Here is a 23,503-nt window from a genome sequence, read left to right as displayed (position 1 = left end):
CCCTTCCGCACCGCACCGCACCGCATTCCCTCATGACCCTTCTCGACGACACCCAGACCATGCTGCGCGACAGCGTGCAGCACTTTCACACACGGCACCCCGCGCCTGCACGCGTGCGCCGCCTGCGCGACCGGCCGGTTCCCTTCGACCGCGCGGTGTGGCTCGCCATTGCCGAGGCAGGCTGGCTCGGCGTGCTGGTGCCCGAGGCGCTGGGCGGCCTTGGCCTGGGCGCGGCAGAGACCGCATTGATCGCCAGCGAGCTCGGCCGCGGCCTTGCGCCCGAGCCCTATGTGGCCAGCGGCGTGCTGGTGGTGCAGGCCCTGGTGCACCTGGCGGCGGACGCCGACCATGCCGCGAAGGTGCGCCCGCTGCTGGACACCGTGACCGCGGGCACCACGCTGGCCGCGCTCGCCTGGCAAGAAGAAGCCGGCGCGCTGGACCTGGCCACCACCCGGCTGCAGGCGCTGCGCCATGGCGACGGCTGGCAACTGCAGGGCGCGGTGAAGCGCTTCGTGCCGCTGGCCAGCGCTGCCGACGGCTTTCTGGTGTACGCGCTGGCCGACACCACGCCAGCGCTCTTCTGGGTGGCCACGGGTACGGATGGCCCGCGCGTGCGCAGCACGCGCACGGTCGACGGCCTGGACTTTGGCGAACTCGCGTTCGACGGCCTGACGCTGCCGGCAGACGCCATGCTCGCGCGCGGCCCGGCCGTGCGCCATGCCGTGGCGCAGGCCATCGAGCTGGCCCGCCTGGCGTCGGCCTTCGAGCTGGTGGGCGTGGCGGAGCACGCACTGCAGACCACCGTGGCCTACACCACGCAACGCGTGCAGTTCGGCAAGCCCATCGCCTCGTTCCAGGTGTTGCAGCACCGGATGGTGGACATGTGGATGCACTGCCAGCTGGCCCGCGCGTCGGCTGAAAACGCGCTGCTGGACTGGACCGCGCCAGCCGACGAGGCCACCCGCCTGCAATCGCTGCGCGCAGCGCGCGCGCGCACCGGCAGCACCGCGCTGATGGTGGGCAAGGCGGCCATCCATCTGCATGGCGGCATGGGCATTGCGGACGAGACCGACATCGGGCTGTGCCTCAAGCGGGCGCTGGCACTGTCGGCCTGGCTGGGCAACCCGCTGTGGCAGCGCGGCCAGTTCCTCGACGCACTGCACCAGACCGGGCGCGTGCGCCAGGCCGAGGGCGGCGAGGCGATTGCGCCGCACGACGACGCAACCGTTGGCGAACTGCCCGACGCGCAGTTCCGTCGGGTGCTGGCCGAGTGGATCGCGGCCCACTACCCGACCGAAAAACGCTTCATGAAAAAGCGCGCCTTCTACAACGACATTTCCGACTGGTACCAGGCGTTGTCGAAGAAGGGCTGGCTCGCGCCGTCCTGGCCAAAGTCGCACGGCGGCATGGGGCTGTCGCCGGCCAAGCAGGTCATCTATGCCGAAGAGATGGCGCGCCACGGCTGCGCACGCATTCCAGACCACGGCCTGGCGCTGGGCAAATTGCTGCTCATGCACGGAACGCCCGAGCAGTTGAACCACCATCTGCCGCGCGTGCTCAACGGCGAGATCATGTGGTGCCAGGGCTACTCCGAGCCGGACGCCGGCTCCGACCTGGCGAACCTGCGCACCCGCGCGGAGCGCGAGGGCGACGAGCTGATCGTCAACGGCCAGAAGATCTGGACCACGCTGGGCTCAGGCGCGGACTGGATGTTCGCGCTGGTACGCACCAGCAAGATCGAAGGCGCCAAGCAGCGCGGCATCACCTTCTTGCTGATCGACCTGAAGACGCCTGGCGTGAAGGTGCGCCCCATCGTCAACCTGAAGGGCGAAGGCGAGTTCAGCGAAGTCTTTTTCGACAACGTGCGCGTGCCCGTGGCCAACGTGGTGGGCCGCATCGACGACGGCTGGAACGTTGCCAACTCGTTCCTGCGCGAAGAGCGCATCTTCTTCGGCACGCCGCGCCAATGCGAATCCGCGCTGACGCAGCTGGACCGGCTGGCCGATGCATCGGGCGCCATGGCGCAGGCGGATTTTCGCGACCGCTATGCCCAGCTGGTGCTGGACGTGCGCGACCTGAAGGCGGCCTTCGAGCGCTTCATGGGCCTGCTGCGCAGCGGCGAAGAACTGGGGCCCGACGTGTCGTACCTCAAGGTGTGGGGCACCGAAACCTACCAGCGCATCGCCGACGAGCTGGTGCAGCTTGCAGGCGACCACGGCGGCCAGATGGACGACGTGGTCGTCAACGGCATTGCCACCGACGTGATGGGCCAGTACCTGGACTCGCGCATGTCCCCCATCTTCGGTGGGTCCAACGAGATCCAGCGAAACATTCTCGCCAAGCAGATTCTGGGTTTGCCTTCGGGCAACCCGAGGCCCTGAGCCAGGCCTGCCGCCGCGGCGCTGCGCTCCCCCCATTTCCAGAAAAACCAGGAGACATACATGACAAGCTCGACAAAACTCAACACCGCAGTGCGCGCAGCCCTCACGGCGCTCGCGCTCGCAGGGGCCGCTGGCAGCGCCTGTGCCCAGATATCGGACAACGTGGTGCGCATCGCCGTCATGAACGACGCCAGCGGGCCTTACTCGGGCATCGGCGGCCCCGGCGCCGTGCTGGCCGCGCGCATGGCCATCGAAGACTTCGGCGGAAAAATCGACGGCAAGCCGATCGAGCTGCTTTCGGTGGACGACCAGAACAAGCCCGACGTGGGCCTGAACGCCGCGCGCAAATGGCTCGAGACCGACAAGGTCGACACCATCCTGACCGGCTCGACCACGTCCATCGCCCTGGGCGTGCAAACGCTCATGAAGGAAAAGCAGAAGCCCTTTCTGATCGCAGGCGCCTTGTCGTCCGATCTCACGGGCAAGGCCTGCTCGCCGATGAGCGTGCAGTTCCTGAACGACAGCTACGCGCTGCCCAAGGCCGGCGTGCAGGTGCTGGTCAACAAGGGCTTCAAGGACTTCTTCTTCATTACCGTGGACTACGCCTTCGGCACCGCGATGCAGGCCGAGGCCACGCGCTTCATTCAGGCCGCGGGCGGGCGTGTGGTGGGCTCGGTGAGGCACCCGCTGGGCGCCACCGACTACTCGTCGTACCTGCTGCAGGCGCAGGCCAGCGGCGCCAAGGCCATCGTGATCCTGAACGCGGGGCAGGACCAGTCCAACGCGCTCAAGCAGGCGGCGGAGTTCCGCATCACGCGCGGTGGCCAGACGCTCAGCGTGTTCGGCATGACCATCAACAGCGTGACGGCCATGGGCCTGGACATTGCCCAGGGCCTGACCATGACCGTGCCCTTCTACTGGGACCAGAACGACGCCACGCGCGCCTGGAGCAAGCGCTTCATGGAACGCAACAGCGGCGGCGCGGTGCCCACCTACATCCAGGCCAGCGTGTACAGCGCGGTCACGCACTACCTGAAGGCGGTGAAGGAAGCCGGCACCGACGCCGGGCCCGCCGTGGTGGCCCGCATGAAGGCCATCCGCGTCAACGACTTCATGACCCAGAACGCGCCGGTGCGCGAAGACGGCCAAGTGATGCGCGCGGTGTATCCGGTGGAGGTCAAGACGCCGGCGGAGTCCAAATACAAGTACGACTACTACAAGGTTGGCGCGGCCATTCCCGCGGAGCAGGTCTTTCGCCCGCTGGCCGAAGGCGGCTGCGATTTTCTGAAGAAGTAACCCACGGCAAGACTCCCATGGCACAACAACAGAATTTCAGCTTCAGCCCACTCGGCACCTGCCTGGCGGCAGCAATGGCACTCGCCTTGGCAAGTGGCGCGGCCCACGCACAAATCTCCGACAACGTGGTGCGCATCGGCGTCATGAACGACATGAGCGGCCCCTACTCCAGCGCGGCTGGCATGGGCGCGGTGATGGCCGCGCGCATGGCCATCGAGGACTTCGGTGGCACGGTGGGCGGCAAACCCATCGAGCTGCTGCTGGTGGACGACCAGAACAAGCCCGACGTGGGCCTGAACGCGGCACGCAAGTGGCTGGACATCGACAAGGTCGACACCATCGTCACCAGCTCGGCGTCTTCGATTTCGCTGGGCGTGCAGACGCTGATGAAGGAAAAGCAGAAGCCCTTTCTGCTGTCGGGCTCGCTGTCGTCCGACTTCACCGGCAAGGCGTGTTCGCCGATGAGTGTTCAGTTCCTTAACGACAGCTATGCGCTGCCCAAGGCCGGCGTGCGGCTGCTGATGGACAAGGGCATCAAGGACTTCTATTTCATCTCGGTCGACTACGCCTTCGGCGCCGCCATGCAGGCCGAGGCCACGCGCTTCATCCAGGAGCGCGGCGGCCGCGTGGTGGGTTCGGTGAAGCACCCGCTGGGCGCGACCGACTTCTCTTCGTACCTGCTGCAGGCGCAGTCCAGCGGGGCCAAGGCCATCGTGGTCGTGAGCGCGGTCAACGACCTGGCCAACGCGCTCAAGCAGGCGACGGAGTTCCGCATCACGCGCGGCGGGCAAACACTGAGCGTGTTCGGCATGACCATCGACAGCGTGACGGCCATGGGCCTGAACGTTGCGCAGGGCCTGAACATCACCGTGCCCTTCTACTGGGACCAGAACGAGGCCACGCGCGCTTTCAGCAAGCGCTTCATGGCCCGCCGCGACGGCGTCGTGCCCACCTACACCCAGGCCAGCACGTACAGCGCGGTCACGCACTACCTGAAGGCCGTGAAGGCCACCGGCACCGACGCCGGGCCTGCGGTCATGGCCAGCATGAAGGCCACGCCGGTCAACGACTTCATGAGCCAGAACACGCCCATCCGCGAAGACGGCCAGGTGATGCGCGTGGTCTACCCGGTGGAGGTGAAGTCGCCGGCCGAGTCCAGATACAAGTACGACTTCTACAAGCTCGGCGCGGCCATTCCCGCCGAGCAGATCGTTCGCCCGCTGTCCGAAGGCGGCTGCGACTTCCTGAAAAAGTAGACCCCCGCAAGGCAAGCACCATGACAAAACTCTTCACGCCCTACACGCTGCGCGGCATGCACGCGCGCAACCGCGTGGTGATCTCGCCCATGCAACAGTTCACCGGCGTGCACGGCATGGCCACGGACTGGCACGTGGGCCATTTCGCGCGCTTCGCGATGGGCGGGGCCGGCATCGTGTTCGTCGAATCCACCGCGGTGGAAGAGCGCGGGCGCAACACCCATGGCGACACCGGCCTGTGGAACGACGCACAAACGGCGCCGCTGGCACGCATTGCCGAGGTGCTGCGCATCAACGGCGCGGTGCCCGCAATTCAGCTCGGCCACACGGGCCGCAAGGCCGGCATGCAGAAGTCGTGGCAAGGCCACGGCCCGCTGAACGACGCCGACCGCGCGCGCGGCGAAGCGCCCTGGCCGGTGATTGCGCCGAGCCCGCTGCCGCTGGGGCCGGGCTGGCCCACGCCGCAGGCGCTGGACACCGCGCAGGTGGAAGCCCTGGTGCAGACCTGGGCCGACGCCGCGCGCCGCGCACGCGAGGCAGGCTTCGAGGCACTGGAGGTGCACGGCGCGCACGGCTACCTGATTCACCAGTTCCTCTCGCCGGTGACCAACCAGCGCAGCGACCGCTTCGGTCAGAACCGGTGGCGCTTTGCGCTCGACGTGGCCGAGGCCGTGCGCCGCGAATGGCCCGACACGCTGCCGCTGTTCTGGCGCGTGTCGCTGGCCGACGTGGTGGACGGCGGGCTGGAATTCGACGAAATGGCCGGCCTGCTGCGGGCCTTGAAGGACCGCGGCGTGGACGTGGTCGACTGCTCTTCGGGCGGCGGCATCGCGGGCTACCCGACGCAGGGGCGCTCGGTGTCCAACAGCCTGCTGTTTCGCGCCGAGCTGGCGGCGCAGCTGCGCGAGGCCAGCGGCCTGCAGGTGATGGGCGTGGGGCTGGTCGTCGACCCGCAGACCGCCGAAGACTATCTTCAGGCGCAGCAGGCCGACCTGATCGCCGTCGGCCGCGAGGCCCTCTACAACCCCAACTGGGCCGTGCATGCAGAAGCCGCGCTGGGCGCCAACCAGGACTACGCCACCTGGCCCCGCCAGTACCGCACGTACCTGAGCCGCCGCGCCGATGCCGCCGATGCACTGCGCAAGACACACGCCGCCAGGAGCACTGCATGACCAACACACCGCACCACGCGTCGGCCGTCACGCCACACATTGAAGTTCTCGGCAGCCGCCGCGACCGCCTGGGCGAATGCCCGCTCTGGGACACGCGAGACCAATCGCTGTACTGGATCGACACCAAGGGGCGCCGGGTGCGCCGGCTGCAGGGCGACAGCTACACCGAATGGGCGACGCCAAGCGACATCGGTTCCATTGCCCTCACGCGACGCGGGTGCCTAGTGCTTTCGCTCGAAGACGGCTTCCACCTGCTGGAGCTGGCCAGCGGCGCCACGCGCCGCCTGGCCGAAGTGCGGCACCCCGGCCCGTCGATGCGCATGAACGACGGCCGCACCGATCGGCAGGGCCGCTTCGTCGCGGGCTCCATGGTCATGGGGCGCCACGACCGAGATGGCGCCTACTACCGCCTGGAGCGCGACGGCAGCGCCACGCAGCTCTTCGACGGCATCGCGCTGGCCAACGCCACCTGCTTCAGCCCGGACGGCCGCACGCTGTACCACGCGGACAGCTTCAGCGACGAGGTGAGCGCGGTCGACTACGACCCCGCCAGCGGCACCACCGGCCCCCGCCGCATGCTGTTCAACACCCGCGCCCACGGCTCGGCGCCCGACGGCACCACGGTGGACGCCGACGGCAACCTGTGGGTGGCGCTGGTGCAGGCCGGCAAAATCGGCTGCTTCACGCCCGATGGCCAGCTGCTGCGCCTTGTCGATGTGCCGACGCCCTACCCCACCTGCCCCTGCTTCGGCGGGCCGGCACTGGACGTGCTCTACGTCACCAGCATCCGCAACAGCGGCAACATGTTGAACAGCGACCACCCGGACGCGGGCGCCGTGTTCGCAATTCACGGCCTGGGCGTGCGCGGCCTGCCCGAGGTGCTGTTCGACGACGAGGGCATCGCATGACGACGCTCCCGGCCAACAACCCAGCGGGCGCCGACGTCATCCTGCGCACCGAAGGGCTGAGCAAGCAGTTCATGGGCTTCCATGCGGTGCGCAACGTGTCGCTGGCCATCCGGCGCCACAGCGTGCATGCGCTGATCGGCCCCAACGGCGCGGGCAAGACCACCTGCTTCAACCTGCTGACCACCTCCATCCCGGCCAGCGCGGGCCGCATCCACTACAACGGGCGCGACATCACGCGCAGCGACCCCGCCAGCGTGGCGGCCAGCGGCATGGTGCGCTCGTTCCAGATCTCGGCCGTGTTCGGCCACATGAGCGTGCTCGACAACGTGCGCGTGGCGCTGCAGCGCCGGGCAGGCGGCACCTTCGCCTTCTGGCGCAGCGACAAGGTGCTGGACCGCCACACGCCGCGTGCGCGCGAACTGCTGGCCAGCGTGCACCTGGAGCGCTACGAACTGCACAGCGCGGCCGACCTGTCGTACGGCCGCAAGCGCGCGCTGGAGCTGGCCACCACGCTGGCGCTGGAGCCCGAGCTGATCCTGCTGGACGAACCCATGGCGGGCCTGGGCCACGAAGACATCGGCCCCGTGACGCGGCTCATCGCCGAGGTTGCCAGGCAACGCACCGTGCTGATGGTGGAACACAACATGAAAGTCGTGGCCGAGCTGTGCGACCGCATCACCGTGCTGCAGGCCGGCGAGGTGCTGGCCGAGGGCAGCTACGAAGAGGTATCGAACGACGCGCGTGTGCGCGAAGCCTATGTAGGAGGTGGCGCCCATGGCTGAGCACAACCCAACGCCTTGCCTGGAGGTGCGCGGCCTCACCGGCCACTACGGCGAAACCCAGGCGCTGCACGGCATCGACTTTGTGGTGCAGCCCGGCGAAGTGGTCTGCCTGCTGGGCCGCAACGGCGCCGGCAAGACCACCACGCTGCGCGCCATCGTGGGCCTGCTGGCCAGGCGACAGGGCCACATTGCGGTCAACGGCCGCTCCACGCAAGGCATGTCGCCCGAAGCCATTGCGCACCTGGGCGTGGCCTACTGCCCCGAAGAGCGCGGCATCTTCGCCAGCCTGAACGTGGAAGAAAACCTGCTGCTGCCCCCAGTGCTGATGCCCGGCGGCATGACGGTGGAAGAAATCTACGCGCTGTTCCCCAACCTCAAGCTGCGCCGCAAGAGCCCGGGCACGCGGCTGTCGGGCGGCGAGCAGCAGATGCTGGCCATCGGGCGCATCCTGCGCACCGGCGCCAAGCTGCTGCTGCTGGACGAATGCACCGAGGGCCTGGCGCCCGTGATCATCGACAAGATCGGCGAGGCCATCGCCTTGCTGCGCGCGCGCGGCTTCACGGTGCTGATGGTGGAGCAGAACTTTCGCTTCGCCTCGGGCGTGGGAGACCGCTTCTATGTGGTCGAAGAAGGCTGCGTGGTGGAGCAGTTCGACCGCCAGGCCATTGCGAACGACCGTGCGCGCATCGAAGCGCTGCTGGGCGTGTAGCCACGCGCACGCGCCGCACCGCACCCATCCGCTTCGCACAAGAACAACCACCCTGGAGACTTTCACAATGCCCGACACTTTGTTCGGATACCCGCTGGCCGCCATCTCGGGCCAGTTGCTGGTGGGCATGATCAACGGCTCGCTTTACGCGCTGATGAGCCTGGGCCTGGCCATCATCTTCGGACTGCTGCGCGTGGTGAACTTCGCGCACGGCGCGCAGTACATGCTGGGCGCCTTCGTGGCCTGGGGCCTGCTCGAATACGCGGGGCTCAACTACTGGTGGGCGCTGCTGCTGGCGCCGCTGCTGGTGGGCCTGTCGGGGGTGGCGCTGGAGCGCTTTCTGCTGCGCAGGCTCTACCACCTGGACCATGTATACGCGCTGCTGCTCACCTTCGGCTTCGCGTTGATTCTGGAGGGCAGCCTGCGCTACAAGTTCGGCGCCACCGGCCAGCCTTATCCCAACCCCATTGCCGGTGGCCTGGAAACGCCGATGGCCTTCTTCCCCTGGTACCGGCTCTGGGTTATTGCGGCGTCGCTGTGCATGTGCCTGATGACCTGGTTCGTGATCGAGCGCACCAAGCTCGGCTCTTACCTGCGCGCGGCCACCGAGAACCCGAACCTCGTGCGCACCTTTGGCGTGCGCGTGCCGCGCATGCTGATGCTCACCTACGGCCTGGGCGTGGCGCTGGCCGGCTTCAGCGGCGTGATGGCCGCGCCCATCTACCAGGTGAACCCGCTGATGGGCTCGCAACTGATCATCGTGGTGTTCGCCGTGGTGGTGATCGGCGGCATGGGCTCCATCGTGGGCGCCATCGTGGCGGGCTTCGGGCTGGGCGTGATCGAAGGCATCACCAAGCTGGTGTACCCCGACGGGGCCGGCATCGTGGTGTTCGTGGTGATGCTCATCACGCTCGCGGTTCGCCCCAACGGACTGTTCGGCAGCACCAAGTAAACACAAGGACTCCCAGATGACCCCCGCTTCCTCCCCCATCGCCCGCTACCGGCCCGCGCTGCTGATGGCCGGCGCCGTCGTGCTGCTGATTGCGCCGCTCGCCGCCTACCCCATCTTCCTCATGAAGCTGCTGTGCTTCGCTCTGCTGGCGGCCTCGCTGAACCTGCTGGTGGGCTACGTGGGGCTGCTGTCTTTCGGCCACGCGATGTTCTTCGGATCGGCCGGGTACGCCACCGCGCATGCGGTCAAGGTCTGGGGCCTGGAGCCCGCGCTGGGCGTGGCATTCGGCGTGGCGGCGGCGGCGGCGCTGGGTGCCGTTACCGGCTTGCTGGCGATTCGCCGCGCGGGCATCGCGTTCTCCATGATCACGCTGGCCAGCGCGCAGCTCGTGTACTTCATCGCGCTGCGCGCGCCTTTCACGGGCGGGGAGGACGGCATTCAGAACGTGCCGCGCGGCAAGCTGCTGGGTTTGTTGGACCTGTCGAACAACCTCACGCTGTACTACGTGGTCATGCTGACGGTGGTCGCCGCCTTCTGGCTGATCTGGCGCATCGTGCACTCCCCGTTCGGACAGGTGCTCACGGCCATTCGCGACAACGAGGCGCGCGCCATCTCGCTGGGCTACCGGGTCAACCGCTACAAGCTGCTGGCCTTCACGCTGTCGGCGGCGCTGGCGGGCCTGGCGGGCAGCATGAAAAGCATCGTGTTCCAGATTGCCACGCTCAACGACGTGAGCTGGGTGACCTCGGGCGAGGCGCTGCTGATGGGCATCGTCGGTGGGCTGCAGACCCTGCTGGGCCCGGTGGCGGGCGCCATCGTGGTGGTGACCATGGCCAATTCGCTGTCGGCGGTGGCCGAAGCCGTGCTGATCGTGCAGGGCATTGTGTTCGTGCTGGCCGTGATGCTGTTCCGGCGCGGCATCGTCGGCGAGCTGAACGCCTGGCTCGCGCGCCGTGCGGCACGCAACCCCCAACCCTGAAGACCGGAGTGAACCCATGACTGCTGAAACATCGCCTGCGCACCTGCTGGAGGGCAGCTTGCCGGAAGCCCGCTTGCTGGAAGGCCGCCTGGCCCTTGTCACCGGCGCCGCCGCCGGCATCGGCCGCGCCATCGCCGAGCACTACGCACGCGCCGGCGCGCGCGTCGTCGTGGTCGACCTGCGCGCGCAAGACTGCGCCGACACGGTCGCGGCCATCCATGCGGCAGGCGGCCAGGCCTGGGCCTTTGCGCTGGACATCACCGACGTGCCGGGCTGCGCCGCGCTGGCCGAAAGCGTGGGCCGCGACATCGGCTGCGTGGACACGCTGGTCAACAACGCCGCCATCCTGATCCGCGAGGGCATCGACACGCCCGACGTGCACCGCAAGATCCGCAAGGTGTTCGACGTGAACGTGATGGGCGGCTTCAACGTGCTGCACGCCTTCTTGCCCGCGCTGCGCAAGACGCGCGGCTGCGTGGTCAACATTGCCTCTGGCGCGGCGTTCATCGCGCAGGGCGGCTGCATCGGTTACTCGGCGTCCAAGGGCGCGGTGAAGATGCTCACGCAGACGATGGCGGTGGACCTGGCGCCCGACGGCATCCGGGTCAACGCCATTGCGCCGGGTGTCATAGAAACCGCCATGACAGTGGCCACGCGCGCGGATCCGCGCCGGCTGGCGTATTTCCTGCGCCGCACGCCGTCGGGCCGCCTGGGCCTGCCCGACGAAATTGCCGCGCCCGCCGTGTTTCTGGCCTCGCCGATGGCGAGCTACATCAACGGCGTGACGCTGCCGGTGGACGGCGGGGTGCTGGCGACCTGAGAAGGTGAGGTGGCCGCCCTGCCGCTGGCAACGCCGGCGACAGGGCGTGCGCTCTCAGCGTCCGTGGAACACCGGCGAGCGCTTCTCGGCGAAGGCGCGCATGGCCTCGCGCGAGTCTTCGGTCTGACCCAGCTCGGCCGTCATGTTCTGCTCGAAGCGGTAGCCGTCGCGCAGCGTCATGTTCTCGATGGTGGCGGCCGAGTTCTTGGCCGTGCGGCTGGCAATGGGGCTCTTGGCCGCAATGCGCGCGGCCATTTCCATTGCGGTGGCCATGAGGTTGTCGCGGGGCACGCAGGCCTCCACGATGCCGCGGCGGTACAGCTCATCGCCGCTGATGCGGTCGCCCGTGAGCATCATGCGGCGCGTCAGCGAATGGCCGCACACGCGCATGGCATGCCGGCCGCCGCCCATCAGGCCCACGTCCACTTCGGGCAAGCCGAACGATGCGTTGTCCGAGCACATCAGGATGTCGCAGGACACGGCAATGCCCATGCCGGCCCCCAGCGCAGGGCCGTTGACCGCGGCAATGACGGGCTTCTTGCACTCCATGATGGAGTAGCTCAGCTCGCGCGCGCGGCGCGAGTGGGCCCAGCGCTCGCCGGGCTCGAAGACCTTGTTGGCGCGGCTCTTGATGTCGGCGCCGGCGCAGAAGATCTTGCCCGCGCCGGTGAGCACCACGACGCGCACGTCGTCGCGGTCGCTCATCTGGTCGAAGGCGGCGATCATCTCGTCCATCAGGCCGGCGGACACGGCGTTGACGGGGGGTGCGTCCATGGTGATCACGGCCACAAAATTCTCGACGTTCAGTTTCAGGTATTCCATAGGTTCTCCTCGGGTGGATGGGGTCAGGGGGGATTCAGTTGATGGGTAGCGTTGGTGGCACTGGTTGCACTGGTGACGCCGCCATGGGGGGTCGGCGCGCTTCGCTCATGCGCATCGAGGCCAGGCCGTCGATCACCATGCACTGGCCGGTGATGCCGCACCGCGGCGCGGCCAGCATGCTCACGGCATGCGTCACGGCCTCGCGGTTGCGCGGCGTGTCCTGGCGCTCGTGGCTGAACTCGCTGGCCACCAGGTTCACGCAGTGGCCTTCGGGCTGCAGCTCCAGCGCCATGGATCGGGTCATGGCGGCCAGGCCGGCGCTGGCGGCCATCTGGTGCACGCCGCCCCAGGCGCCCTGGTGGCCACGAGAGCCCACGTGCACGATGCGCCCGCCTTCGCGCAGGCGCGGCAGCACGGCCTGCGCCGTGCGCACCACGGCCAGCAGCTGCGACTCGACGGCCGCCTCGAAGGTGGCATCGTCGATCTCGTCGAACGCGAGGTTGGCGCGCGCGGTGGGCGTCAGCGTGACCAGCGCGTCGATCAGCGGTGCCGCCGACAGCGCAGCCTGCAGCGCGGCATCGTCGCCGCCCTGCACCGCAATCACGTGGTGGCCGTCGCGCTGCAGGCGCTCGCGCACGCTGTCCGCCAGCGGCTGCTGGCTGCCCACGAGCAGCAGCGTGCCGGGGCGGGTGTCGTCGAAGGGGGCGGGAGTGGGGTTCATGGTTGGGGTGTGGGGGCGTGCGGTGCGGCGCTCAGAGCGGCGGCATGCCCACGCTCTTGCCGCCGTCCACAAACAAGACCTGGCCGGTGCACTGCGCGGCCTGCGGCGAGGCCAGGAAGGACACGGCGTGCGCAATGGTCTGCGGGCTGGCGGCGGCGCCGGCGGGTTCGCGCTGCTCGAGCGCGCGCCGCATCTCGGGCGTGAAGCCTTCGAGCATGCGGGTGTCGACCATGCCCGGCGCCACGGCATTCACCGTGATGCCGCGCCAGCGCAACTCGATGGCCATGGCGCGCACCATGCCCACCACGGCGGCCTTGCTGGCCACATAGTGCGCGGCGCCGGCACCGCCCAGGTAGCCGCGCGAGGCGATCTGCACCACGCGCCCGCCCTGCGGCATGCGGCGCACGGCCTCCTGCGCCACGATGAAGCTGCCCATCAGGTTCACGCCCAGCATGGCGCGCAGCTGGGCGGCGTCGAGTTCGCGAAACGGCAGCATGGACGAGGCGATGCCTGCGTTGTTGACCACCACGTCGATGACAGGCAGCGTGGCGAACAGGGCTGCCACGGCGGCACGGTCCTGCACGTCGAGCACGGCCGCGCGCACGTTCAGGCCCTGGGCCTGCAGGCGCTCGGCCTCGGCCTGCGCCACGTTGCCGTCACGGTCGGTGGCAAGCACCTGCAGGCCGTCGCGCGCCAGTTGCTCGGCAATGGCCAGGCCAATGCCGCGCGCCGCGCCGGTCACGACCGCGCAGCGCGCGGCCAGGGCAGTTGGGTCTGCTGCGGCCATGGTCACTCGAGCACGATGTGGGTCTTCTGCAGAATGTCGGCCCACTTGACACGCTCGGCCTCCACGCGCCGGCCCAGCGCCTCGGGCGTGCTGCCCACCGGCACCACGCCCACGGCGGCAATGCTGTCGCGCACCGACGGTGTCGCCAGCGCTTCATTGATGAGCTTGCTAAGGCGCTCCACGATCGGCTTGGGCGTGCCACTGCGCATGGCGATGTAGTTGATGGCGGTGACGTCGTAGCCCGGCAGGGTCGCGGCAATGGGCGGAATGTCCGCGGGAATGCCGGGCAGGCGCCTGGCCGCCGACATGCCGATGGCGCGCACCTTGCCGGCGGCGACCTGCGGCAGCGCGGCGGCGCTGCTGATGAACGCCGCATGCACCTGGCCACCCATGGTGCCCACCAGCGCGGGGCCTTCTCCGGTGAAGGGCACCATGGTCATGGTGGTGCCGGCCAGCAGGTTGAAGTAGGCCCCCATCAGGTGGCCCTGCCCGCCGATGCCCGCCGTGGCGTAGTTGATGGTGTCGGGCTTGGCCTTGGCGGCGGCCACCAGGTCGGCCACCGAATGAATCTGCAGCTGGGGGTCGACGACGAGGATGTAGGTGGCGTCCACCGTCTGGCTGACCGGAGCGAAGTCGGCAACTGGGTCGTAGCGCACCGACTTGGGCGCGAGGTACTGGGCCGCGGGGGTGCACCAGATGATGGTGTAGCCGTCTGCCGGCTGTGCAAGCCCGTAGCGCACGCCCACGGTTCCGGCGCCGCCGGGCTTGTTGTCCACCACCACGGGCTGGCCCAGCTGCCGGGACAGCACGGTCGACAATATGCGCGCCACGGAGTCGGAGCCACCACCGGGTGGAAAGGGCACGATCATGCGCACCGGCCGGTTCGGCCAGGTCGCCTCGGGGCTGGCGGCCAACGCGGCCACGGGCGTGGCAAGCGCTGCGACGCCGGCCAGCAGGGCGTCGCGGCGGCGCAGGCCCGTGCACGGAATCAGGGGGTGGCTCATGTCTCGGTGTCCTGTTGCTTTGTTTTTCTGTTGTGCGGAGAGAAGCAATTGCGGCGGCTTGCGCGGCTACTGCAGCACGATGCCCGCGCGCCGCACCGTCTCCTGCACGCGCTTGCGTTCGGCTTCGACGCGGCGGCTCACCACGTCGGGCGTGCTGGCCACCGGTGTCACGCCCAGCGCCAGCACCCGCTCGCGCACGGCCGGCTTGGCCAGCACCGCCTGCACGGCCTGGCTGAGCTGGTCGACCACGGGCTGCGGCGTGCCGGCGCGCACGGCCAGGTAGTTGATGGCCACCAGGTCGAAGCCCGGCAAAGCGTCCGCCACGAACGGAATGCTCTTGGGCACGCCCTCCATGGGCGCTGCCGCGGAAACGCCGAGCGCGCGCACGCGCCCGGCCGTTACTTGCGCCAGGGCGCCCGCTGCGCTGATGAAGCCCATCTGTACGTCACCACGCATCAGGGCCAGCATGGCGGGGCCTTCGCCGGTGTAGGGAATCTGAACCAGGTCGGCGCCGGCCGCGAGCCCGAAAGATGCCGCCATGTAGTGGCCGAACGAGCCCGTGCCCGCGGTGCCGTAGTTGATGGCGTGGGGGCGGGCGCGCGCGGCCTCCACCAGCTCACGCGTGCTGTGCCAAGGCTGCTGGTTGCCCACCACCAGCAGGTAGGACGCGGACACCAGCATGCTGACGGGCGCCAGGTCTTTCACCGGGTCGTAGCGCACGCTGCCCGCCGCCATGATCTGCGCCGAGGGCGTGCACCAGATCAAGGTGTGGCCGTCCGCCGGCGCCTGCAGGCCGACCGTCACGCCCAGCGTGCCCGCGGCACCGGCCCGGTTGTCCACGATCACGGGCTGGCCCAGTTGCTCGCCCAGGGCCTGCGCCACGATGCGCGCCACGGCGTCGGAGCCCCCGCCCGGCGCGGCCGGCACGATCAGCGTGAGAGGTTTGTACGGCCAGGCCCGCTCCGCGGCGTGCACGCGCGGCGCGGCCAGCCAGCTGGTGCCGGCCACGCAACCCAGCAGCGCACCGGGCAAGGCCTGAAGCAGGCGGCGTCTCATGGCGTGCGCAACAAGCTGTCGGCCAGCGCGCGCGCCGCCCGGTAGTCGCCCTTGCCGCTGTCGGCGCGCGGCAGCTGGTCCACGGCCAGGTAGTGCCTGGGCATCTTGTAGCCGGCCAGGTGCGGGGCAAGGTGCGCGCGCATGGCCTGCGTGTCGGGCAGGCCGCCGGGGCCGGTGCGCAGCAGGGCCACGATGGCGCTGCCCCAGCGCACGTCGGGCACGCCCACCACCAGCACGTCCTGCACGCCGGGCACGCGCTTCAGGGCTTCTTCCACCTCTTCCACATAGATCTTCTCGCCGCCCGAATTGATGACCAGGCTGCCGCGGCCCAGCAGTTGCATGGAGCCGTCGGCGTGGCGCTGCACGCGGTCGCCGGGCACCGAGTAGCGCTCGCCGTCGATGGTGCGAAACACCTCGGCCGTCTTCACCGGGTCACCGAAGTAGCCCTCGGGCAGCGGCTCGCCGCGTGCCAGCCAGCCTTCGCCCACCTGGCCTGCCGGCACGATGCGGCCGTCGTCGCCCACCATCACCGTGCGCGGGCCGGGCTCGAAGCGGCCCGTGGGCGTGGCGCGTTCGGTGGTGGTGATCGAATAGCCCAGGCCGGCGGCCTCGGAGGCGCCATAGATGTCGGCCAGCACCACCTTCGGCAGGTGCCGCAGCAAACCGGCCTTGACCTCTTCGCTCCACATCAGGCCGGCCGAACTGATCACGCGCAGTGCGGACAGGTCGTAGCGGCCGGGCTGCTCGTCCAGCGCCTGCAGCATGGGGCGCGCGAACACGTCGCCCACGATCAGGATGCGCGTGGCGCGCTCGTGCTGCGCCAGTTGCCAGAGTTCATGCGGATCGAAACTGCGCTGCGCCAGCAGCAGCGCGGTGCCGCCGCTCAGCAACTCGCTCAGCGTGCTGCTGATGCCCGCGCCGTGCATGAGCGGGCAGGCCGGCAGCACGCGGCCCGGCGTGTCGTTGGCCGCCACGGTGTCCAGGTGCTCCTGCAGGTTGGCCGGCCGGTGCTTGGCCAGCGGCGACTCCAGGTGGCATTCGCGGTAGCGGTTGCCGGGCCAGATCACGCCCTTGGGCTTGCCCGTGGTGCCGCCGGTGTACAGCAGCAGCGGGTCGCTTTCCGAACGCACGATGTCCAGCGCGCTGCCGTCGCCCTGCGCGGCCAGCGCCTGGAAGCTGGCCGTGGCCTCGCCCAGGCCTTCGCCGTCCAGGCACATGCGCGTGCGCAGCGCCGAGCCGCGTGCGGCCAGCGCGGCCACCAGCGGTGCAAATTCCTGTTGGTAGAGCAAGGCGGTGGCGCCGGCGTCGTCTAGCACGCCGGCCACCTCGTCCACCGTGTAGCGGTAGTTCAGGTTCAACGGAACCAGGCGCGCCTTGAGGCAGGCGACAAAGCCTTCGATGTAGCCGGGATGGTTGCGAGACAGAATGGCCACGCGCTCGCCACGGCCGTGCCCCAGCGTGAGCAAGGCGCGCGCCACGCGGTTGCTGCGCGCATCGAGTTCACCCCATGTCACCACGTGCGTGCCGTGCACGATGGCGGGTCGATCGGCGGGCACCCGACGGGCCACGCCGTCCAGGATGTCGGCCATGTTCCAGCCGGTGGTGGCGGTCGCGGTCGTGGTCGCGGTGTTGGTGGTGGTGGTGGTGGCGGTGGCGGCAGTGCCGATGGTGGTGGTCGCGCTCATGCGAATTGCTCCTGGTGTGCCGACGCGGGTTGCGTGGCGGGCGCGGGCATGGCCTCGGGCCCGGGCGCCGCGTCCGACAGCGCAATGAAACGGTCGCGCTGGAAATCTGCATTGCCGTAGGCCACGTCGATCATGGCCAGGCGCTTGAGATAGTGGCTGACGGCCAGCTCGTCGCTGGTGCCCACGCCGCCATGCAACTGCACGGCCTGATGCCCCACGTACAGGCCGCACTGCCCCACACGGGCCTTGGCGGCGGCCATGGCGCGCTGGCGTTGCGCGGGCTCCGCGTCCAGGCTGGCGCGCGCCAGCTGCAGCATGCCGCGCGACTCCTCGCACGCAATGCGCATGTCCACCATGCGGTGCTGCAGCGCCTGAAAGCTGCCGATGGTCACGCCGAACTGCTTGCGCACCTTGAGGTAGTCCAGCGTCATGTCGCTGACCGCGTCCATGGCGCCGCAGGCTTCGGCCAGGCGCGCCGCAATGGCGTGGTCCACCGCCTCTTCGAGCAATGCCAGCCCGCCGTGCAGCGGCCCTAGCAGCGCCGACGCAGGCAGCTGCACGCCCTCCAGCTGCAACTGGCTGATCTGCTGGTGGTCGGGGGCGCGAAAGTCCGTGCGCTGCAAGCCCGCGGCATCGGCCGGCACCAAGAACAGCGAGATGCCGGCGCGCTCGTCGACGGCGCCCTGCGTGCGCGCGGGCACGATGAGCCACTGCGCCGTGCTGGCGTCGGGCACCCAGGACTTGTGGCCGCTCAGGCGGTAGCCGGTGCCTTCGGCGGCGGCGCGCGTGTGCACGTGGTTCAGGTGAAAGCGGCCCGAGGCCTCCGCCAGCGCGGTGGCAATGCGCACGCTGCCGTCGGCAATGCCTTCGAACAGCTCGCACTGCTGTGCGGTGCCGCCGCGTGCCAGCAGCCGCACGGCCAGCACGCAGGTGCTCACGAAGGGCTCGCGCAGCAGGCCGCGCCCCATGCCCTCGGCCACGATCATGATCTCGGCCGCGGAGGCGCCGAAGCCGCCGTGCGCCTCGGGGATGGCCAGTGCCAGCCAGCCCATGTCGGCCATGCGGCGCCAGTTGCCCTCGTCATAGGGCCGGCCGGCGGCCGTGAGCTTGCGCCAGTCTTCGAAGCGCGCGTGTTCGCGAACGAAGCGATCGACGCCGTCGGAGAGCATCTGCTGCTCGGGTGTGTGGTGAATGTCCATGCCTTAGAGCCCTAGCGCGCGGCGCGCGATGATGTTGCGCTGGATTTCGTTCGAGCCACCGTAGATGCTGGTGACCCGGCTGTGCAGGTAGGCCGTCATGGGCCCCGACTGCTCGATCGGCACGTCGCCGGGGGTGGCGCCCACGGGTGCGAAGCGCGTGGCGTCGTAGCCCATGGTTTCCACCCACAGTTCGGTCGCACGCTGAAGCAGCTCCGACCAGCGCAGCTTGAGCATGGAGCCGCGCGGCCCGGTGTCCGCGCCCGCCACGTTGTCGGCGAGCATGCGCAGGCCCATCTGCTCGATGGCCTGCACTTCGATTTCGAGCTGCGCGAGCTTGGCCCGGAACACCGGGTTGTCGTACAGGCTGCGGCCACCGTCGGGCACCCGGCGTGCGTGTTCGCGCACCTGGTCGAGTTGGCGTGTGAGCCGCACGCCCAGCGTGGCCGTGAGGGCGCGCTCGCGGTCGAGCAGCACCTTGCCGTAGCTCCAGCCCCGCCCTTCCTCGCCCACCAGCTGGCCCACGGGCACGCGCACCGCATCGAGGAACACCTCGGTCACGTGCGCCTGCTCGTCCAGCGTGTGAAACGGGCGCACCGTGATGCCGGGCGTGGCCATGTCGATCAGCAACAGCGAAATGCCGTCCTGCTTGCGTGACTCTTCGCTGGTGCGCACCAGGCAGAACATCTGGTTGGCGGCGTGTGCGTAGCTGGTCCACAGCTTCTGGCCGGTGACCACGTAGTGGTCGCCGTCGCGCACGGCACGGGTACGCAGTGCGGCCAGGTCCGAGCCGGCCTGCGGCTCCGAGTAGCCCTGGCACCACCAGTCCTCGCCCGACAGAATGCGCGGCAGGTAGCGCGCCTTCTGCTCGGGCGTGCCGTAGGTGAAGATGATCGGGCCGATCAGCTCCAGGCCCTGGTGAAACTGGGGCGGCGCATCGGCGGCGGCGGTCTCTTGCTCGAAGATGTGGATCTGCACCGGCGACCAGCCCGCGCCCCCGTGTTCGCGTGGCCATGTGGGCGCGCCCCAGCCCTGGCGAAACAGAATGTCCTGCCACTGACGAAAGCCGGCGGGCGTGGCCCGATAGCCGGCGCGCACGCGCTGGCGCAGCGCCTGCGGCACCTGCTGCTCACAAAAGCGGCGCACCTCCAAGCGAAAGGCGCGGTCTTCTTCGGTCTGGTCTAGTGTCATGCGTGTTTACCTGTCGATCGGCAAGTGAAATCGTCTACGGTTTGATTTCTTCACTGCTGCTGGAGGCGCATTGCGCTGTTTGTTTTTACTTGCCGACCGGTTAATATTACAGCGCCGACCCCGCACACACAAGCCAGACGCCCCATGGTTAACCCGAACCGGGCGGTGGCGCTGGCATCTGCGGGACAGGTAACCTCTGGGCTTTCCGCCCTCCTCCCTCCTGAAAGTACGTTCCATGGCTACACGCGCCAGCGCCGATCCGAAGCAGTCTCCCGGCACCCGCGAAGAGCAGTTGCTGGACATCGCGCGCCGACTGTTCGCCAACCGCGGCTTCCACGCCACCTCGCTGCGCGACATTGCGGAGGAAGCAAAAATCACCAAGGCCGCGCTGTACTACCACTTTCCCAACAAGGACGAGCTCTACGAGCGCGTGGTGATTCAGTCGCTCGACGCGCTGGTGGCGTCGGTCGGGGCGGACGTTGCACGCGCCCACTCCCCCACCGAGCGCGTGCGCGCATTCGTGCGCTCTTCGGCCCACTTTCTCGACGAGCACCGCGAGCACTGGCTGGCGGGTGCCAACGCCTTTCGCGAGGCCGGCCAGACCGAGCGCCGCGGCGTGGCCCTGCATCTGCGCGACACCTACGAGAAGTTGCTGCGCCGCTGCATCACCGAGGGCATCGAGTCGGGCGAGTTCCGCCACCTGGATGCCGGCATGACCACGCGCTTCTTGCTGTCCGCCCTCAATTACGTGACACGCTGGCATTCGCCCACCGGCAAGCTCAACGTCAAGGAAGTGATGGCGCAGTTCGTCGACATGGCGTTGCTGGGCATCACGGTGCGCGAAGCTGAAGTCGGGGCTGTGGGTGGGCTTCCGACGTCCGCTGCCACCACCAGTTCGACACCGGCCGCGCAACCCGCAGCGCCGTCCACCAAGCGCGCGGCCGTGAAAACCGACACACCCAAAGCACCCGCGCCGGCACGCAAGAAAAGCGCTGCCAAAACCTGAGTCGGCTGGCCAGAGCGGCCGGCTTTTTTTTGCCCATTTACTTACCGGCCAGCCGGTATTTTTTCCAAAAAATCCTAGAGGAGACAAGCCATGGAACAAGGTCTGAAGAACAAGGTGGCGCTGGTCACCGGCGGTGCCCAGGGCATCGGTCGCGCCATCGCGCAGCGCTTTGCGGACATGGGCGCCACCGTGGGTGTGCTGGACATTCAGCTGGACCGCGCCGAACAGGCCGCGCAGGAGATCCGCGAGAGCGGCGGCAACGCGCAGGCCTTCGGTGGCAACGTGGCGCTGCGCGAAACCTTCACCTCGGCCGTGGCCGCCCTGGAGCAGCAGCACGGCCGCTTCGACGTGCTGGTGAACAACGCCATCTGGGTGCGCTACAGCCCCATCGATGCCATCACCCCCGAGATGCTCGAACGCATGACGGCCACGGGCTTTCATTCCATCGTCTGGGGCATCCAGGCGGCCACCCCCGCCATGGAGCGCAATGGCGGCGGCTCCATCATCAACATTGCGTCGGCCGCGGGCTTCCTGGGCATTCCGGGGGCGCTGGTCTATTGCGGCGTGAAGGCGGGAGCCCTGGGGCTCACGCGCTCGGCGGCGGTGGAGCTTGGCCCGCGCAAGATTCGTGTCAACGCCATTGCGCCAGGCTCGGTGCCGACCGAGGGCGTGCGCATGCACCTCGACGACACCTTGACCGCCAAACGCCTCGCGCGCACGCCGCTCGGGCGGCTGGGCCATGTGGACGACATTGCCGCGGCGGCGGCCTTCCTGGCGTCGGACGAGAGCAGCTTCATGACCGGTGAATCCATGCTGGTCGACGGCGGCGTGACCCACGCCTTGCTCTGAGGCTCAGCCATGCCGGACGCCATTCGCCAGGGGCCGATTGCGCCGGGCGGTGCCCCCATCGGCACCACCACCACCACCACCACCACCACCGTCACTGCCGCGCACCGCACGATCGCCTCGCCACGCGCAGACTGGCTGGCCCTGCACAGCGAGGACATCCTCGACCCGGCCCAGCCCATCGTGGACGCCCACCACCACCTGTGGGCACTGCCCGGCGCCACCTACCTGCGCCCGCAACTGCTCGAAGACCTGGACAGCGGCCACGACATTCGGGCGACCGTGTTCGTGGACTGTCACTCGCACTACCTGAGCAGCGGCCCGGCCGCTTTGCGGCCCACGGGAGAAACGGCGTTCGTCGTGGCGCAGGCACCGGCCGACGACGCCACGCGGGGCGGGCTTTGCGCCGCCATCGTCGGCTGGGCCGACCTGATGCTGGGCGAGCAGGTGAGCCCCGTGCTCGAAGCGCACATGCAGGCCGGGCAGGGCCGCTTTCGCGGCATTCGCAGCCGCCCTACCTGGCACGACGATGCCGAGGTGCACCCTTCGCGCGAAGGAAGCGCCGGCTTGCTGCGCGAACCCGCGTTGCAACGCGGCGCGCGCGCGCTCGGCGCCATGGGGCTGTCGCTCGACCTGTGGATCTATCACACCCAACTCGATGACGTGGCGCACCTGGCGGCGCACTGCCCCGACACCACGCTGGTGCTCAACCACTGCGGTGGCCCGTTGGGCAACGGGCCTTTCACCCACCGGCGCGCCGAGGTGTTCGACGACTGGCGCCAGCGCATCCGCAGCCTGGCGAGCCATCCGCAAGTGCACATCAAGCTCGGCGGGCTGGCCATGCCGCGCATGGGCTTCGGCCTGGAACTGGCGCAGCGGCCACTCGATTCGTCAGCGCTGGCCGCCGCCTGGGCGCCGTACTTCGAGACCTGCATCGAGGCTTTCGGCACGCAGCGGTGCATGTTCGAGAGCAACTTTCCGGTCGACAAGACCGGCTGCAGCTACGCGGTGCTTTGGAACGCCTTCAAGCGCGTGGCCGCCGGTTGCAGCGCCAGCGAACGCACCGACCTGTTCATGCGCACGGCCACACGTACCTACGGCATGGCGCAGCGGTGACGCCGAGGGGCTGCTTCTTCTGTGCATGGGTAGCGGCTCCATAACCGCCATGCTGCTGACCGGCTTGCTGAGCGCGCGCTTCGGCAGCAAGCCCGTCATCCTGGCAGGCGGGTTCGGGCTGGCCGTTTTGCTGCCGTTGCTGTCGGTCGCAACGACGCCGTGGGCCCTGGCCATCGTGCTGCTTGCGGCTCCGGTCCACCTGGTCAGGATGTCGGGCTTTCTTCTGACAGGGCTTGGCGCGTCCAATATCGTGCCTGTTCTCTTTCGCAAAGCAGGCGCGCAAACCGTCATGCCCTCAGCGTTGGCCGTAGGTGCCATCACCACTTCAGGGTACGCCGGCATCCTGGTGGGCCCAGCGGGCATCGGCTTCGTTGCGCATGCGCTCGGCCTGCACGCTGCTTTCTGGATCGTCGCAGCTTTGATGTGCCTGGTTCCTCTAACGGCTTATCTTGTCGCAGGTGACCCGCGCACTTTGGCCAATGACTCGTCGCTGCCCGAATAAGCGCCAAAAAACTGCACTGGCGCATCGTTCTCGCTCCTTCAGTATTCGCAATCAGCTTTCAATTCGTCTGTCGGTGTGATTGACGCGCCGTTCCCTACGCGGCACCAGCCGCTGTGCCATCCCTTGTTTGTGGGATATGTGCGATCGCACGCCCACGCCTTGGGTTTGTTGTCGATATTTGGCGTTACAAAAATGCAATGCCCCCCACAATGCGCTGATGAAAATCAACGACTTGTGCGCGTCCGGGCGTTGGCGTGCCATGGCGACATGACCGCACACCGCGCGGCACAAGGTCGGTCCCATCGATCGCAGCGGC

Annotated in this window: 22 protein-coding genes; 14 read left to right on the top strand and 8 right to left on the bottom strand. The window is 68.7% G+C overall.

Annotation, left to right across the window (positions count from 1 at the left end):
• Window positions 1–32: 32 nt before the first annotated feature.
• The 10 genes from VLK31_RS31975 (at window position 33) to VLK31_RS31930 (ending at window position 11,255) form a co-directional block, all read left to right on the top strand.
• On the top strand, window positions 33–2,381 hold the full coding sequence (locus VLK31_RS31975; protein ID WP_409172517.1) for an acyl-CoA dehydrogenase: 2,349 nt from the start codon (window positions 33–35) through the stop codon (window positions 2,379–2,381).
• Window positions 2,382–2,441: 60 nt separating this feature from the next.
• A complete protein-coding gene (locus VLK31_RS31970; RefSeq protein WP_409172516.1) occupies window positions 2,442–3,677 on the top strand; it encodes an ABC transporter substrate-binding protein in 1,236 nt (411 codons plus the stop codon).
• A gap of 17 nt (window positions 3,678–3,694) precedes the next feature.
• Window positions 3,695–4,933 (top strand): ABC transporter substrate-binding protein, encoded by a 1,239-nt coding sequence (locus VLK31_RS31965; protein ID WP_409172515.1) that lies wholly within the window; start codon window positions 3,695–3,697, stop codon window positions 4,931–4,933.
• A 20-nt stretch (window positions 4,934–4,953) separates the two neighbouring features.
• Window positions 4,954–6,105, top strand: a complete 1,152-nt coding sequence (locus VLK31_RS31960; protein WP_409172514.1) for an NADH:flavin oxidoreductase/NADH oxidase — start codon at window positions 4,954–4,956, stop codon at window positions 6,103–6,105.
• Window positions 6,102–7,013 (top strand): SMP-30/gluconolactonase/LRE family protein, encoded by a 912-nt coding sequence (locus tag VLK31_RS31955; RefSeq protein WP_409172513.1) that lies wholly within the window; start codon window positions 6,102–6,104, stop codon window positions 7,011–7,013. Before VLK31_RS31960 ends, VLK31_RS31955 begins: the two co-directional genes overlap by 4 nt.
• Window positions 7,010–7,795, top strand: coding sequence for an ABC transporter ATP-binding protein (locus VLK31_RS31950; protein WP_409172512.1), 786 nt, complete (start codon window positions 7,010–7,012; stop codon window positions 7,793–7,795). Before VLK31_RS31955 ends, VLK31_RS31950 begins: the two co-directional genes overlap by 4 nt.
• A complete protein-coding gene (locus VLK31_RS31945) occupies window positions 7,788–8,504 on the top strand; it encodes an ABC transporter ATP-binding protein (RefSeq protein WP_409172511.1) in 717 nt (238 codons plus the stop codon). Before VLK31_RS31950 ends, VLK31_RS31945 begins: the two co-directional genes overlap by 8 nt.
• A 67-nt stretch (window positions 8,505–8,571) precedes the next feature.
• Window positions 8,572–9,456, top strand: coding sequence for a branched-chain amino acid ABC transporter permease (locus tag VLK31_RS31940; RefSeq protein WP_409172510.1), 885 nt, complete (start codon window positions 8,572–8,574; stop codon window positions 9,454–9,456).
• 16 nt (window positions 9,457–9,472) lie between these two features.
• A complete protein-coding gene (locus VLK31_RS31935; protein WP_409172509.1) occupies window positions 9,473–10,435 on the top strand; it encodes a branched-chain amino acid ABC transporter permease in 963 nt (320 codons plus the stop codon).
• A 16-nt stretch (window positions 10,436–10,451) separates the two neighbouring features.
• Entirely contained in the window at window positions 10,452–11,255 is an 804-nt protein-coding gene (locus VLK31_RS31930; RefSeq protein ID WP_409172508.1) for an SDR family NAD(P)-dependent oxidoreductase, read from the top strand.
• A 54-nt stretch (window positions 11,256–11,309) separates the two neighbouring features.
• Here the strand turns inward: VLK31_RS31930 and VLK31_RS31925 are convergent, their stop codons facing one another.
• The 8 genes from VLK31_RS31925 to VLK31_RS31890 all read right to left on the bottom strand — a co-directional run bounded on the left by VLK31_RS31925 (window position 11,310) and on the right by VLK31_RS31890 (window position 19,717).
• On the bottom strand, window positions 11,310–12,077 hold the full coding sequence (locus tag VLK31_RS31925) for an enoyl-CoA hydratase/isomerase family protein (protein ID WP_409172507.1): 768 nt from the start codon (window positions 12,075–12,077) through the stop codon (window positions 11,310–11,312).
• Between the two features lie 34 nt (window positions 12,078–12,111).
• Window positions 12,112–12,798, bottom strand: a complete 687-nt coding sequence (locus VLK31_RS31920; protein WP_409172506.1) for an SDR family oxidoreductase — start codon at window positions 12,796–12,798, stop codon at window positions 12,112–12,114.
• A 31-nt stretch (window positions 12,799–12,829) separates the two neighbouring features.
• Window positions 12,830–13,585 carry an SDR family NAD(P)-dependent oxidoreductase gene (locus tag VLK31_RS31915; protein WP_409172505.1) on the bottom strand — a complete coding sequence of 252 codons (756 nt, stop codon included), beginning with the start codon at window positions 13,583–13,585 and terminating at the stop codon, window positions 12,830–12,832.
• Window positions 13,586–13,587: 2 nt separating this feature from the next.
• Complete coding sequence (locus VLK31_RS31910; protein WP_409172504.1) at window positions 13,588–14,589, bottom strand: Bug family tripartite tricarboxylate transporter substrate binding protein; 1,002 nt, start codon at window positions 14,587–14,589, stop codon at window positions 13,588–13,590.
• Window positions 14,590–14,655: 66 nt separating this feature from the next.
• Window positions 14,656–15,645, bottom strand: a complete 990-nt coding sequence (locus VLK31_RS31905) for a Bug family tripartite tricarboxylate transporter substrate binding protein (RefSeq protein WP_409172503.1) — start codon at window positions 15,643–15,645, stop codon at window positions 14,656–14,658.
• Window positions 15,642–17,330 carry an AMP-binding protein gene (locus VLK31_RS31900; RefSeq protein WP_409172502.1) on the bottom strand — a complete coding sequence of 563 codons (1,689 nt, stop codon included), beginning with the start codon at window positions 17,328–17,330 and terminating at the stop codon, window positions 15,642–15,644. Before VLK31_RS31900 ends, VLK31_RS31905 begins: the two co-directional genes overlap by 4 nt.
• Entirely contained in the window at window positions 17,327–18,529 is a 1,203-nt protein-coding gene (locus VLK31_RS31895; protein ID WP_409172501.1) for an acyl-CoA dehydrogenase family protein, read from the bottom strand. The genes VLK31_RS31900 and VLK31_RS31895 overlap by 4 nt, the downstream gene beginning before the upstream one ends.
• Before the next feature lie 3 nt (window positions 18,530–18,532).
• A complete protein-coding gene (locus VLK31_RS31890; protein ID WP_409172500.1) occupies window positions 18,533–19,717 on the bottom strand; it encodes an acyl-CoA dehydrogenase family protein in 1,185 nt (394 codons plus the stop codon).
• A 235-nt stretch (window positions 19,718–19,952) separates the two neighbouring features.
• Between VLK31_RS31890 and VLK31_RS31885 the strand changes: the two genes are divergently transcribed.
• From VLK31_RS31885 to VLK31_RS31870, 4 genes are all read left to right on the top strand, one after another.
• Complete coding sequence (locus VLK31_RS31885) at window positions 19,953–20,723, top strand: TetR/AcrR family transcriptional regulator (protein WP_409172499.1); 771 nt, start codon at window positions 19,953–19,955, stop codon at window positions 20,721–20,723.
• Window positions 20,724–20,813: 90 nt separating this feature from the next.
• Entirely contained in the window at window positions 20,814–21,572 is a 759-nt protein-coding gene (locus tag VLK31_RS31880) for an SDR family NAD(P)-dependent oxidoreductase (RefSeq protein ID WP_409172498.1), read from the top strand.
• Window positions 21,573–21,581: 9 nt separating this feature from the next.
• Window positions 21,582–22,685, top strand: a complete 1,104-nt coding sequence (locus VLK31_RS31875) for an amidohydrolase family protein (RefSeq protein ID WP_409172497.1) — start codon at window positions 21,582–21,584, stop codon at window positions 22,683–22,685.
• Between the two features lie 49 nt (window positions 22,686–22,734).
• On the top strand, window positions 22,735–23,187 hold the full coding sequence (locus VLK31_RS31870) for a hypothetical protein (RefSeq protein WP_409172496.1): 453 nt from the start codon (window positions 22,735–22,737) through the stop codon (window positions 23,185–23,187).
• Window positions 23,188–23,503 lie beyond the last annotated feature (316 nt).

Origin of the sequence: Variovorax sp. H27-G14 (assembly GCF_046156345.1) — a bacterium.
In the GTDB taxonomy this organism is placed as follows: domain Bacteria; phylum Pseudomonadota; class Gammaproteobacteria; order Burkholderiales; family Burkholderiaceae_C; genus Variovorax.
This window is presented reverse-complemented; position numbering and strand designations above follow the sequence as displayed.

Bases quoted from the DNA above. Each gene is read 5' to 3' on its own strand.
- VLK31_RS31885 (WP_409172499.1), top strand. From the start codon at position 19,953: ATGGCTACACGCGCCAGCGCCGATCCGAAGCAGTCTCCCGGCACCCGC.
- VLK31_RS31965 (WP_409172515.1), top strand. From the start codon at position 3,695: ATGGCACAACAACAGAATTTCAGCTTCAGCCCACTCGGCACCTGCCTG.
- VLK31_RS31955 (WP_409172513.1), top strand. From the start codon at position 6,102: ATGACCAACACACCGCACCACGCGTCGGCCGTCACGCCACACATTGAA.
- VLK31_RS31870 (WP_409172496.1), top strand. From the start codon at position 22,735: ATGCTGCTGACCGGCTTGCTGAGCGCGCGCTTCGGCAGCAAGCCCGTC.
- VLK31_RS31915 (WP_409172505.1), bottom strand. From the start codon at position 13,585: ATGGCCGCAGCAGACCCAACTGCCCTGGCCGCGCGCTGCGCGGTCGTG.
- VLK31_RS31890 (WP_409172500.1), bottom strand. From the start codon at position 19,717: ATGACACTAGACCAGACCGAAGAAGACCGCGCCTTTCGCTTGGAGGTG.
- VLK31_RS31930 (WP_409172508.1), top strand. From the start codon at position 10,452: ATGACTGCTGAAACATCGCCTGCGCACCTGCTGGAGGGCAGCTTGCCG.
- VLK31_RS31910 (WP_409172504.1), bottom strand. From the start codon at position 14,589: ATGAGCCACCCCCTGATTCCGTGCACGGGCCTGCGCCGCCGCGACGCC.
- VLK31_RS31940 (WP_409172510.1), top strand. From the start codon at position 8,572: ATGCCCGACACTTTGTTCGGATACCCGCTGGCCGCCATCTCGGGCCAG.
- VLK31_RS31925 (WP_409172507.1), bottom strand. From the start codon at position 12,077: ATGGAATACCTGAAACTGAACGTCGAGAATTTTGTGGCCGTGATCACC.
- VLK31_RS31935 (WP_409172509.1), top strand. From the start codon at position 9,473: ATGACCCCCGCTTCCTCCCCCATCGCCCGCTACCGGCCCGCGCTGCTG.
- VLK31_RS31905 (WP_409172503.1), bottom strand. From the start codon at position 15,645: ATGAGACGCCGCCTGCTTCAGGCCTTGCCCGGTGCGCTGCTGGGTTGC.
- VLK31_RS31875 (WP_409172497.1), top strand. From the start codon at position 21,582: ATGCCGGACGCCATTCGCCAGGGGCCGATTGCGCCGGGCGGTGCCCCC.
- VLK31_RS31920 (WP_409172506.1), bottom strand. From the start codon at position 12,798: ATGAACCCCACTCCCGCCCCCTTCGACGACACCCGCCCCGGCACGCTG.
- VLK31_RS31945 (WP_409172511.1), top strand. From the start codon at position 7,788: ATGGCTGAGCACAACCCAACGCCTTGCCTGGAGGTGCGCGGCCTCACC.
- VLK31_RS31950 (WP_409172512.1), top strand. From the start codon at position 7,010: ATGACGACGCTCCCGGCCAACAACCCAGCGGGCGCCGACGTCATCCTG.
- VLK31_RS31975 (WP_409172517.1), top strand. From the start codon at position 33: ATGACCCTTCTCGACGACACCCAGACCATGCTGCGCGACAGCGTGCAG.
- VLK31_RS31970 (WP_409172516.1), top strand. From the start codon at position 2,442: ATGACAAGCTCGACAAAACTCAACACCGCAGTGCGCGCAGCCCTCACG.
- VLK31_RS31960 (WP_409172514.1), top strand. From the start codon at position 4,954: ATGACAAAACTCTTCACGCCCTACACGCTGCGCGGCATGCACGCGCGC.
- VLK31_RS31900 (WP_409172502.1), bottom strand. From the start codon at position 17,330: ATGAGCGCGACCACCACCATCGGCACTGCCGCCACCGCCACCACCACC.
- VLK31_RS31895 (WP_409172501.1), bottom strand. From the start codon at position 18,529: ATGGACATTCACCACACACCCGAGCAGCAGATGCTCTCCGACGGCGTC.
- VLK31_RS31880 (WP_409172498.1), top strand. From the start codon at position 20,814: ATGGAACAAGGTCTGAAGAACAAGGTGGCGCTGGTCACCGGCGGTGCC.